The organism is Catenuloplanes nepalensis (assembly GCF_030811575.1).
In the GTDB taxonomy this organism is placed as follows: Bacteria; Actinomycetota; Actinomycetes; order Mycobacteriales; family Micromonosporaceae; genus Catenuloplanes; species Catenuloplanes nepalensis.
The window spans coordinates 6223963-6235498 of record NZ_JAUSRA010000001.1 but is presented as its reverse complement, the minus strand read 5'-3'; the positions used below and the strand labels follow the sequence as shown (position 1 = coordinate 6235498).

General features: G+C 72.4%; 7 protein-coding genes, 3 tRNA genes and 1 pseudogene. 5 read left to right on the top strand and 6 right to left on the bottom strand.

From position 1 onward, the window contains the following. Positions 1 to 197 precede the first annotated feature (197 nt). From J2S43_RS26725 to J2S43_RS26705, 5 genes are all read right to left on the bottom strand, one after another. Positions 198 to 3026: a helix-turn-helix transcriptional regulator gene (locus J2S43_RS26725; RefSeq protein WP_306833777.1), complete on the bottom strand. Its 2829-nt coding sequence runs from the start codon at positions 3024 to 3026 to the stop codon at positions 198 to 200. A gap of 161 nt (positions 3027 to 3187) precedes the next feature. Beyond that, positions 3188 to 4234: a LacI family DNA-binding transcriptional regulator gene (locus J2S43_RS26720; protein WP_306833775.1), complete on the bottom strand. Its 1047-nt coding sequence runs from the start codon at positions 4232 to 4234 to the stop codon at positions 3188 to 3190. 37 nt (positions 4235 to 4271) lie between these two features. Then, positions 4272 to 5147: an FAD-dependent oxidoreductase gene (locus J2S43_RS26715; protein WP_306833774.1), complete on the bottom strand. Its 876-nt coding sequence runs from the start codon at positions 5145 to 5147 to the stop codon at positions 4272 to 4274. Between the two features lie 22 nt (positions 5148 to 5169). Beyond that, positions 5170 to 6390, bottom strand: coding sequence for an alginate lyase family protein (locus J2S43_RS26710; RefSeq protein WP_306833772.1), 1221 nt, complete (start codon positions 6388 to 6390; stop codon positions 5170 to 5172). A gap of 83 nt (positions 6391 to 6473) precedes the next feature. Further along, entirely contained in the window at positions 6474 to 7076 is a 603-nt protein-coding gene (locus J2S43_RS26705; protein ID WP_306833770.1) for a TetR/AcrR family transcriptional regulator, read from the bottom strand. Between the two features lie 181 nt (positions 7077 to 7257). Here J2S43_RS26705 and J2S43_RS26700 point away from each other — a divergent pair, with 181 nt between their 5' ends. The 5 genes from J2S43_RS26700 (at position 7258) to J2S43_RS26680 (ending at position 10723) form a co-directional block, all read left to right on the top strand. Next, positions 7258 to 9294, top strand: coding sequence for a TRAP transporter permease (locus J2S43_RS26700; protein ID WP_306833768.1), 2037 nt, complete (start codon positions 7258 to 7260; stop codon positions 9292 to 9294). Then, the gene (locus J2S43_RS26695) at positions 9294 to 10295 is read left to right on the top strand and encodes a TAXI family TRAP transporter solute-binding subunit (RefSeq protein WP_306833766.1); all 1002 of its coding nucleotides are present in this window, start codon (positions 9294 to 9296) and stop codon (positions 10293 to 10295) included. The genes J2S43_RS26700 and J2S43_RS26695 overlap by 1 nt, the downstream gene beginning before the upstream one ends. A 159-nt stretch (positions 10296 to 10454) precedes the next feature. Then, positions 10455 to 10527: transfer RNA gene (locus tag J2S43_RS26690), tRNA-Gly, on the top strand. Between the two features lie 35 nt (positions 10528 to 10562). After that, positions 10563 to 10633: transfer RNA gene (locus J2S43_RS26685), tRNA-Cys, on the top strand. Positions 10634 to 10651: 18 nt separating this feature from the next. Continuing rightward, positions 10652 to 10723, top strand: a tRNA-Val gene (locus J2S43_RS26680). Between the two features lie 67 nt (positions 10724 to 10790). Here the strand turns inward: J2S43_RS26680 and J2S43_RS26675 are convergent. After that, positions 10791 to 11493: pseudogene (locus J2S43_RS26675) on the bottom strand (site-specific integrase); the annotation flags it as partial. Positions 11494 to 11536: the final 43 nt, after the last annotated feature.

Below are 11536 nucleotides of genomic sequence, written 5' to 3'. Positions count from 1 at the left end.
GGGGTGCCGAGGATCTGGGGCCAGGTCCCCTCGCGGGGTAATCCTCCCGGTCCGTACTCGGGGTGTTGGTCGGACACGCGGGCGGATCCGGCCGCTGGTCGGCGGGCGGTTCCGGGGTCCGCGGGGCGGCACCTCGTGACTTGCTGAGGATCACGTTACGTACCGGAAACCCGGCGGCGAAACGGGGGAAACCCTTGTCAGCCTTCCCCGGGACCGAGCCGGGAGGCCAGCTGGGTGCGGGAACGGACGCCGATCTTGCGGTAGATCCGGGTGAGCGTCGCCTCGACCGTCTTCACGCTCAGGTAGAGCTGGGCGGCGATCTCCCGGTTGCTCGCGCCCTGCCGGACCAGCGCGGCGATCCGCGCCTCCGTCGAGGTCAGGCCCTCGCCGCCGGTCGTCTCCTCCTCCGGCGCGCGCCGCTGCGCCCCCACGGTGAGCGTGGCCAGCGCGCGCTGTGCCCGCTGCGTCCAGGGTGTGGCGTGTGCGCGGCTGAAGATGTCGCGTGCGGACTCGATCGCGGCGCGTGCGGCCGCGTACCGCCGGCGGCGGCGTTCGGCGCGGCCCAGAGTGAGCAGCGCGTTTCCCTGCGCGATCGGCTGGCCCAGGTCCGCGAACGTCTTCGCCGCGCCGGCCGCCAGCGCCGCGCCGGCCGCGGCCTCGCCCTGGTGGACCAGGATCAGCGCCTCCGCGCGGTCGAGTTCGGCGAGCACGCCGCGGGAGCGTTTGAGTCGCTGCGCCGCCTCCCGCGCCTCCGTCACCACCTCGGCCGCGGCGGCCGCCTCACCCGCGTTGACCAGCGCGGTGATCAGGTCGCCGTGCCAGCGCAGCGTGGACGGGTCGGTGTAGCCGCGGTCCGCCTCCAGGCGCTGCAGCCGGCGCAGCGTGGCCAGCGCGGCGTCGTTGTCGCCGGTGGCCAGCTGGGCCTGGCCGAGCACGTGCAGGTTGCGGGTCAGGTAGATCATGTCGGCGTCCGCCTCGGAGGAGAGCATGCCGCGCTCCGCGTAGGACAGCGCGCGGGCCGGGCTGCCGCCGGCCAGCTCCGCCATCGCCAGCGTGTACCAGCTGGGGCCGAGCGGCAGGTCGTTCTCCTGGAAGAGCCGTGCGGCGCGGGCCGCGTAGTCGAGTGCCTCCCGGGTGTGGCCGTCCCGGCCGGCCACCTCGGCCAGGTTGCGCAGGATGTCGAGCAGCTCCTCCAGCCCGCTGCGCTCCGCCTCCGGCAGCATGCGCAGCAGCTCGGCGCGAGCCTCGGTGAGCCGGTCGTCGAAGAGCGCGAACCGGACGGCCAGGAAGCGCGGCGTGAGGTGCAGCATGCCGCGGCCCGGCTCGGTCGGCACGTCCAGCGCCTCGGCCAGCACCTGCAGGTACTCGGGGCGGCCGGAGGCGCGCGTCACCTGGGCGACGATCGCGCCGGCCATGCTCTCCACCCAGGTGTCGCCGACCATCCGGGCCAGCCGGACCGCCGCCTTCGCCTCGCGCTCGGCCAGCTCGGTCTTGCCCTGGTGGTGCCGCTGCCAGGCCAGTCGCAGCCGCAGCGGGGCGAGCAGCGCGGGGTCCTCGCCGGCGTCGGCCAGCGCGGCGGAGAGCACCTCCTCCATCACGCCGATCGACTGGCCGGACGCGTCCAGCACCGCGATCCGGGCCCGGACCCGCTGGGCCGGCGACGCGTCCGCGGTGAAGACCGACTCGGCCGCGCGCACGCACAACTCGCGGCGGCCCGCGGACGCGGCCGCCTCGGCGGCGGCGACCAGCCACTCCATCCGCTCCGGGAGCAGATCGCCGCCGGTCCGGTCCGCGGCCAGCAGGTAGAGGTCGGCGACCAGGCCGGACGCGCCACGCTGCAGCGCGGTCTCGGCCGCGGACACCAGCGATCGGGCGATCTCCGCGTCCGGGTGGTCGTTGGCCAGCGCGCGGTGCCGGATGCGCTCGACCGGGTCGGACGCGGTCGCGGCCAGCTGCCGGTGGGTCGCGGACCGGCGGTCGGCCGGTGCCTCCTCGGCCAGCACGGTCGCGACCGCGGGCGGGGTGAAGTGCACGACGCCGTGATCGACGGAGATCAGCCCGGCGGCCTCGGCGGCGCGCAGCTCCCGGTCCGCGTCCGGCCGGCCGGCCATCCGCAGCTGGGCCGCGGTCGGCCGGGTGGTGAGCGCGGCGGTGAACAGAGTCTCCCGGACCGCGGCGGGCAACGCGTCGAGCCGGTCGACCAGCGCGGCGCGCACCTGCTCCGGCAGCCGCCAGGGACGCCACGGCCGGGCGTTGCCGGCCGGCGGGTCGTCGAACGCGAACGCGCCGGCCAGCGCCAGCGCGAGGTAGGGGTTGCCGCCGCTGTCCGCGTGCAGCCGGGCCGCGGCCCAGTAGTTCAGGCCGTGCGCGTCGAGCAGCGCGGTCACGTCCTCCTCGGCCAGCGGTGGCACGGTCAGCTCCTGCACCGGCGGCGGGCTCAGGTGCGTCACCCGGGTCCGGACGGCCGGGCTCTCCGGCGAGCGCTGCGCGATCACGGCGCGGATCGGCCGGTCGGCGAGCCGCCGGCTGGCGTAACCGATCACGTCCGCGGACGCGCCGTCGAGCCACTGCGCGTCGTCGATGATCAGCAGGACCGGCTGCGCCTCGCTGAGCGCCTCCAGGCAGCTCTGCCAGGCCAGGCGGCGGGCCAGCTCGGCGCGCCCGCCCCGGCCGCGGGAGTCGCCGCGGCGCACCAGCATGGTGTCGAACGCGGCCCGCTGCGGCCCGGGGAGCCGCTCGACGACGTCCTCCGGGATCTGGGCGAGCAACTCGGCCATCCCCGCGAACGGCAGGAAGCGTTCGGCCGCGGTGGCGGCCAGCCGGAGCACGCGGTCGCCGCGCTGGGCCACCGCGTCGAGGATCGCGGTCTTGCCGATGCCGCTCGGCCCGGTCAGCACCACGCCACCGCCGGACCGCAGCCGGTTCTCGATCGCACCGAGCAGCGCCGCACGCCCCACCAGGGGCACGCCGTGGGCCGAGACGTCGGTAGTCAGCGTGATCTCCGAACTGTCGGCGCCCGTCCCCACCAGGCGGGCGCCCTCAACCGTGTTTGCGCGGCGGCGTGCCGCCGATGGCGTTCAGCTCACACGCAGCGGAGCCGATGTCACGGCGGTGCCGGCCGACCGGGGCCTTATGGGCATGCCGGCGGGTCTGCGGGCTGAGAACAGCTTACTCGTTGATCGTTAAATTACGGTGTCCCGGCACCGCGGGTGAACTGGCTCGACTCGCGCACGACCAGCTCCGGCTCGAAGACGACCTGCCGGTGGACGTGCGTCTCGGGGTCGGTGGCCTCGTCGAGCAGCAGCTCGGCGGCGGTCCGGCCGAGGCGCTGGCGCGGCTGGCGGACCGACGTGATCGGCACGGCCGCCGCGGCCGCGAAGTCAATATCGTCATATCCGACAAGCGCGATTTCTTCCGGTACGCGAATGCGCTGCCTCGTCAGGCCCTGCAAGACGCCCAGCGCCAGCAGATCGTTCGCGCAGAAGACCGCGGTCGCCCGGGCCCCCTTCGACGTGCCCAGGATGCGCGCTGCCGCGTCCCGGCCCGCCGCCACGGTCGGGCTCGGCGTCTCGCACCGGCGCAGCGCGTCCGCCGGCAGCCCGGCCGCGGCCAGCGCCCGCACGCCGCCCCGGAACCGGTCCCGCACCTGCGGCAGGCTCCACGGCCCGCCGACGAACGCGACCCGCTCGTGCCCCATCTCGACCAGGTGCCGAAGCGCCTGCTCGCCGCCGTGCACGTCGTTGACCGAGACGGAGCAGATCTCCGTGCGCGGCGACACCCGGTCCAGCAGCACCACCAGCACGCCGCGCTCGCGCAGCCGCAGCAGCCGCGCGTTCGCGTCGTCGACCGGCGTGATCAGTACGCCCTGCACCCGCTGCTCCTCCAGCAGGTCGAGGTAGGCCGACTCCTTGGCCGCGTCGCCGTCCGAGTTGCAGAAGATCACCGGGAGGCCGGCCGGGCCGGTCGCCTCCTCCACGCCCTTCGCCACGTCCGTGAAGAACGGGTTCGCCACGTCCAGCACCACCAGGCCCAGTGACCGGCCCCGGCCGCGGCGCAGCTGCCGGGCCGACTCGTTCGGCACGAAGCCGAGCGAGGTGATCGCGTCCAGCACGCGGGTGCGGGTGCTCGGGGCGACGATGTCCGGACGGTTGAGCACATTGGAGACCGTGCCCACGGACACGCCCGCATGGATCGCCACGTCCCGGATGCTGATCGTCGGACCCGCCACCTGCATCGACCACCTTGCCTGGGCATCCTGGCTGAGGAAAGCGTCAGAATACTCTGAGAGCCGCCTCGGTGACCTCCCGTGCGCAGCCCCAGGACATCGTCATCCCGGCGCCGCCGTGGCCGTAGCAGTGGATCACGTCGCCCACGCGTTCCAGGCGAGGACCGCCGCGCCGGGTGGGGCGCAGGCCGATCCTCTCGCCCAGCACGCGCGCGTGCCCGAGGGCCGGCTCCACCTCGACGCAGCGCGCCCGGATCGCCTCGGCCGCCGACGGATCCGGGCTCAGGTCGCCGCGGCCCTGCTCGAACGTGCCGCCGAGCACCACGTCCCGGCTGCGCGGGTGGATGTAGAGCGAGCGGGACTCGTCCCGGATCGAGACGTCCAGGCCGGGGTTCTCGACCAGCACGACGTGGCCGCGGGCCGGCTCCACCGCGTGGTCGCCGGCCAGCTCGCGGGCGGCCAGGCCGGTCGCGTTGACCACGATGCCGGGCAGGTCGTCCAGCGTGGACACCCGCCGCCGGACCACGGTCAGGTCGCGGGCCAGCCACGGCAGGTAGGCGGCCATCTCGACCAGCGGGGCGGTGAAGTGCAGCTCGCCGTCCTTCCACCGGATGTCGCCGGCCGCGGGCGCCCACCAGGGGAGGGTTTCGTCGTCGACACGCATCCGGGTGCGGCGGAGCAGCACGCCCGGCACGCCGTCGTGGGCCTGGCGGGTGAACTCGTGGTAGGCGAGCGCGGACCAGGCCAGCACGCGCGGGTCCGGATCCTGGTGCGTCGGGTACCAGACCGCGGCCGCCACCGCGGACACCGTGTTCTCCGGCGGGTCCGCCGCGATCACGGTCACCCGGGCGCCGGCCTCGTGCAGCCACCGCGCCGCGGTCAGCCCGATGATCCCGCCACCCACCACCGTCACGTCGGTCATGACGTCATCGTGAGGGTCGCGTTCAACCGCCGTGGGTGACGGTCTCCCAGGCGAAGAAGTAGGCGGCCTCGGCCGGGCGATATCGCTGGACGTATGCCGTGGTGGACGGCAGGGCCAGGCCGAGGCGGTCCACCAGGTGGTGGCGGGCCGCCTCGGGCAGCGGTGCGTAGGACTCCGTGTCCGGCTCGCCGTCGCAGAGCCAGGACGGCGCCTTCTCGCCCAGCGCGTAGGGCATGTGCAGGTTGAGCGCGGCCGTCATCCGCGGTGCGATCTCCGACCACAGGTCCAGGCCCTGCAGCCGCGCGGTCTCGGCCACGTGCGACGCCGCGGACAGGCCCCAGCCGGCGTGCCCGAAGTCGCGGCAGGTCTCCTGCGTGACGCCGTCCCGCAGATCCCGCTGGCCGTGCCAGTAGGAGATCAGCCGCTCCTCCGGCACGTTCGTCTCCCCGGGCGGCGCGACCGGCAGCGTACCGTCGGATTCTAGGTATATGTAGGCTTTTATTCGTCCGCGGAAGCGCTCCACCGCGCGGTCCCACGTCGCCCGGTCGTCCAGGAACACCGCGATCCCGGTCGCGGCCTCCATCATGATCAGTTCCCAGTTGCCGTTCGTCCAGGTCGCGCCGTCGATCACCTCGGGCAGGTACACGTCGCGGAACATCGCCTCGGCCGGCGCCGGGTCCCAGCCGCCGTAGCTGTACCGGATCAGCTCGGCCGCGCGCACCATCGGCACCGCCGACCACGCGGCCTGGAGCGGGCCGTTCACGTTCGTATGCCGTTCCAGCACGCCCGCCCAGGCGTCGATGATCCGGATCGCGGCCAGCGCGTGCTTCTCTTCCCCGGTCAAATTCCAGAGCAGGGCCTGCGTGTACGCCGCGACGCCGTCCTCCGCCTCGTCCACGCACCCGAGGTCCGGGTTCGAGTACGGCCCGCACTCGACGACCGCGCGCGGATCCGGCTGCCAGTCCGCGTCCCCGTACCGCGTTCCCTTCATCTGCGCGAACGCCGACGCCCACGGCTCCGCCCCCTCGGCCACCCGCTCCTTGACGAGCCCCAGATCGTCCGCCCCGACCAGCACGCCGGGATGCCGGAACGCACCGTCCGCCGGCGCCGCGAGCACCGCCGGCTCCCGCACCACCTCGGCCACCGGCTGCTCCTCCGGCCACCGGATCGCCGCCACCGCCGCGAACACGGCCAGCACGACGACCACACCGAAAGCCGCGACACGGGTACGGGTGATCTTCACCGGTACATCGTTATCCCAGCTCAGCGCGCATCGCTAACCCGGCCGCCGGTTACCTGCCCGTCTGATGCCGGACGCGGAGAATGTCAGGCCAGCTGTTCCGGCTTGATGGTGAGTTCGCGGGCGACCGCCTCGTTGACCCAGCCGCCGATCGCGGCCTTCGGGACTATGCGGGGGTGGGCGGAGGACTGCACCGCGAGGCCGTCGATCAGCGACGTGATGCGCCACGCGGCGCCCTGCGCGTCCTCGCAGGTGAACGAGCCGTCGCGAACGCCCTCCGCGATGACCTCGCGGACCGCCTCGCGCCAGCGGAGCACGCGGCGGCGGGAGACCTTCTCCAGCTCCGGCGTGCGTGGCGACTCGGACCAGCCGTCGATCCACATCGTCCACGCCTTCGCGCGCGTGCCCGGTGCGTAAAGGCGCACCAGCTTGCGCAGACGGTCCAGCGGCGGCGTCTGGGATTGCAGGATCGCATCGAGTTTCTGCAGGTCCTGCTCGGCGGCATAGGCGAATGCCTGGGCGAGCAGTCGTTCCTTGGTCGCGAAATGGTAGAAGACCAGTGCCTGACTGACACCGGCCGCGCGTGCGACATCGGCGGTCCGCGTGTTCGCGAGGCCGCGTTCGGCGATGACGTCGCAGGCCGTACGCAGTAATGCGTCGAGCCGTACCTCGGCTAGGCGTCTGGTCACGAAACACACCGTAGCCGATGAATACCAGTTCACGGATGCCCCCGTTACGTCACTCATATAGGCGGCATGTCGCTTTCGGGCGCCCTCGACTCGCAAATTCCCACCATGGGATTACCACGGTAGAGAAATGGGTTCTCCGATCGACCGTTACAAACGGGAAATGGCGCGGTAAAGTCCGATCATGTTGGACGGTGGAGGCCCGGCCACGCGTCCCGCCGCCGTGCGCGACCCCGTCCCGGAACCCGCGTACGACGACGAGGAACGCCCATCCCGCGAACTCGGCGGCGTGCCCGCGCACGTGGTCGGCGGCGTCGCGCTCGCGATCTCGCTGCTCGCGCTCTGGCAGGTGTTCCGGCCGATAGCCCAGGGCAGCCAGTTCTACCTGATCTTCTTCCTGGCCGGCGTGCTGCCGCTGGTCTTCGTCGCCTACCGCTCCGGCGCGCGCCTCGCCGTGCTCGGCGGCGGCGACCGGCCCGCGATCGCCGACTGGGTTCTCGCCGTGCTCGCGGCCGTGGTCTGCCTCTACCCGGTGCTGCCGTTCCGCGGCGGTTACGACGGCTTCCTCGACCGCCAGGGCCTGCTCGACCCGGTCGACGTGCTGCTCGGCGCGGCCCTGCTGCTGCTCGTGCTGGAGGCCGCCCGGCGTACCACCGGCTGGGCACTGCCCGTGGTCTGCCTGCTCTTCCTGGCGTACGGATACTACGGCGGCCTGCTGCCGCAGCACTGGTCCGTCGCGCACCTCGGGCTGGACTTCGCACAGATCGTGGACGCGCTCTACAACTCCGGCAGCGGGTTCTACGGCACGCCGCTCGACGTCGCCGCCACCTACATCGTGCTGTTCACGCTCTACGGCGCGGTCCTCGACCTCTCCGGCGCCGGCCGGTTCTTCGTCGACCTGTCCGTCGCCGCGTTCCGCCGCTCGCGCAGCGCGGCCGGCCGCACCGCGGTCACCGCCGGGTTCCTGCTCGGCACGGTCTCCGGCTCCGGCACCGCGACCGCGGTCAGCGTCGGCGCGGTCACCTGGCCGATATTGCGCCGCGCCGGATATCCCGCGGAACGCGCCGGCGGCATGCTCGCGGCGGCCGGCGTCGGCGCGATCCTGTCCCCGCCCACGCTCGGCGCGGCCGCGTTCATCGTCGCGGAGTACACCCAGGTCTCCTACCTGACCGTGCTCGGCTGGGCGATGATCCCGACGGTCCTCTACTACCTCGGCATCCTGCTCGCGGTCGAGATCGACGCGCGCAAGCTCGGCACCCGGCCGGTCGAGGTCGCCGCGGACTCGCCGTGGCGGCTGCTGGCCCGCTTCGGCTACCACTTCTCGTCGCTGATCCTGATCGTGGTGCTGCTCGCCGCCGGTGTGACCGCCACCCGCGCGGTCGTCTTCGCCACGCTCGCCGCGTTCGCGCTGGCCTTCCTCGACCCGCGCACCCGGCCGACGCCGCGCTCGACCGCGGCCGCGCTCGCCGCCGGGACACGCGGAGTGCTGCCGGTCGCCGCGGTCTGCGCCGCCGCCGGCGTCATCACCGCCACCACCACCAAGACCGGCCTGGGTACGAAGCTGGCCGCCTGGCTGATCGGCAACGCGCAGGCGATCGCGGACCACCCGACCGTGGTGCTGGCGCTGACCGTGCTCGCCGCCGCGGTCGCGCTCAGCCTGCTCGGCCTGGCCGTGCCGGTCACCGCGTCGTTCATCATCGGCTGGGTCATCGTCGGCCCCGCGCTGCTGCAACTCGGCGTGCCCGCGCCGGCCGTCGCCATGTTCGTCTTCTACTACTCGGTGCTCTCCGAGGTGACGCCGCCGACCGCGCTGGCCGCGGTCGGCGCGGCCTCGATCACCGGCGGGCGGATCGTGCCCACCATGTGGCAGGCCCTGCGGTACGCGCTGCCCGCGTTCCTGGCACCGATCGCGTTCGTGCTGACGCCGGCCGGGTCGTACCTGCTCGGCCGCGGTCCCCTGCTGAGCGTGCTCTGGGCCACGGCCGCCGCGCTGGCCGGCGTGGCCGCGCTGGCCGTGGCGACCGGCGGCTGGGTGCTCGGCATCGGCCCGGCCGGCGTGCCCGCGCGCGTGTGCGCCGCGCTGGGCGGGCTGCTGCTGCTCTACCTGAATCCGATCGGCATCGCGGCCGGCGCGCTGCTGGTCGTGTCCGCCGTGGTGATCACCGCCGTTTTTCCTGGTGTGTCTTCTGTCGTGCCGTCCGAACGGGGAGGAGAGGCCTGATGCGTACCGTCGGGGCTGTTGTGGGTTGTGGTCTGGCTCTTGTGCTGGTGGCCAGCGGATGCGGAGGGCGGCAGGACCGGTCCGCCACGGACACCGGCGGCGAGGTGACGTGCCAGGTCGCGGGCGAGACCCGGATCGGCATCGCCACCGGCAACGTCGGCGGCGTCTACTACACGATGGGCAACGCGTTCGCCGAGCAGGTCGCGACCGCCACCGGCGGCACCGTCAAGGCGACCGCCGCCGAGACCGGCGCCTCAGTGCAGAACATCCAGCAACTCGTCGCGGGTACGTACGGAGTGGCGTTCTCCCTGGCCGACACCGCCGCCGACGCGGTCAACGGCACCGGCGCGTTCGACGCTCCCCAGCCCGTCGCGGCACTCGCGCGAATCCACACGAACTACACCCAGGTGATCGCCCGCACGTCCGCCGGCATCACCGACGTGGCCTCCATGCGCGGCAAGCGCGTCTCCACCGGCTCCCCGCGCTCCGGCACCGAGGTCATCGCGAACCGCCTGCTCACCGCGGCCGGCCTCGACCCCGCCACGGACATCCAGGCCCAGCGCCTCGACCTCACCAAGACCGTCGACGGCATCAAGGACGGCAGCATCGACGCGTTCTTCTGGTCCGGCGGCCTCCCCACCCCCAACCTGACCGACCTGTTCACCACGTCCGCGTCGTCCGTGCGCTTCGTCGACATCACGCCGCTGCTGCCCGCGATGAAGCAGGTCAACCCGGTCTACGAGCAGGGCGGCATCCCCGCCGCGACCTACAAACTGCCCGCCGACACCCCGACCATCGTGGTCCCGAACGTCCTGCTCGTGAAGAACGACCTCGACGCGAACGTCGCCTGCGCCCTCACCAAGGCCCTCTTCGACCGCAAGGACCAGATCACCCAGGTCTCTCCCGCCGCCGCCGAACTGGCCGTCGACACCGCCCGCAAGACCGACCCGGTCCCCCTCCACCGCGGCGCCGCCGAGGCGTTGACCCTGCTCGGCGGCTAGCTTCCACGCCCCGAAGGTCCCCCCACGCGACGCGCGGGGGGACCCTGATTTGGAGGTGGCCGTGGGGTCCGCTAAAGTTCTCTTCGTCAGCGGGGAACGGAAACGGGACCTGAACGACAGGCAAGACAGCAGGACACGGCAGGTAAAACTGAATAGCACGCGGACGTAGCGCAGCTGGTAGCGCATCACCTTGCCAAGGTGAGGGTCGCGGGTTCGAATCCCGTCGTCCGCTCGGAGAAGACCACCACAGCACGCGGGGGTCACCTCGGTGGAGTGGCCGAGAGGCGAGGCAACGGCCTGCAAAGCCGTGTACACGGGTTCAAATCCCGTCTCCACCTCGGCAGTTGTTTTGCCCAGGGCGATTGGCGCAGTGGGAGCGCGCTTCCTTGACACGGAAGAGGTCACTGGTTCAAACCCAGTATCGCCCACAAGCTCAGGCCCCATCTTCGATAGACGGAGATGGGGCCTTTTGCTATCTGGTGACCAAGTGGGTGACTAACTCTCCTGGGTCACCGGCACGGTGCCGAAAATCCGGTCCATGGCCGTAGCGCCATCGAGCAGGACCGGCCGGAGCTGGTGGCGGTAGACGGTCCCGGTGACGGTCGTTCCGGCGTGGCCGACGAGGTCGGCAATCTGTTCGAGGCTCAATCCGTGGTCGGAGAGCAGCGACACGAAGCTGTGCCGCGGTTCGCGGGGAGTCCAGTCGGGCGGGTTCAGCCCAGCGGCAACGGTGATCCGCCGTAAGCCTCGACGCACGTTAGCCGCGTCCAGCGCGGTACCGAGTGCGGAGGCGAAGACTGGATCGTTGTCCTGCCAGCGGTGGCCGGCTGTTTGCCGGTCGACGTTCTGAAGCAGGCGGTGAGTGGTCAGCGCGACGATGCAGCGCTGAGGTAGCGCGAGGGTGCGCCCGGGACTTCTTCGTCTTGGCGTCGCCACCTTCCCGGACGGAGCGCCATACCTGGATGACGGCCGGGATCGGTGGCGTGGCGTTCGGCTTGCCGGTGAGGTCGACCAGCGACCACATGAGCGCCCGCAGTTCCTCGGTGCGAGCGCCGATCAGCAGCGACAGGACCACATAGGCATGAAGCCGTGTTCCCTGAGCCGCATTCAGTACCGCTTGCGCCGCCTCGAAAGTCAGCGATTTGGACGTACGTCCGGGCTTGCCGTCGGGCGGGTCGCACAGCGCGACCACATTTCGCGTGGCATTGATTTCGGCCTGCTTCACCCACATCCGCAACGTT

What these genes read in the sequence shown, in the direction of transcription:
- J2S43_RS26720 (WP_306833775.1), bottom strand. Translation starts at nt 4,234, where the DNA reads ATGCAGGTGGCGGGTCCGACGATCAGCATCCGGGACGTGGCGATCCAT.
- J2S43_RS26715 (WP_306833774.1), bottom strand. Translation starts at nt 5,147, where the DNA reads ATGACCGACGTGACGGTGGTGGGTGGCGGGATCATCGGGCTGACCGCG.
- J2S43_RS26700 (WP_306833768.1), top strand. Translation starts at nt 7,258, where the DNA reads ATGTTGGACGGTGGAGGCCCGGCCACGCGTCCCGCCGCCGTGCGCGAC.
- J2S43_RS26695 (WP_306833766.1), top strand. Translation starts at nt 9,294, where the DNA reads ATGCGTACCGTCGGGGCTGTTGTGGGTTGTGGTCTGGCTCTTGTGCTG.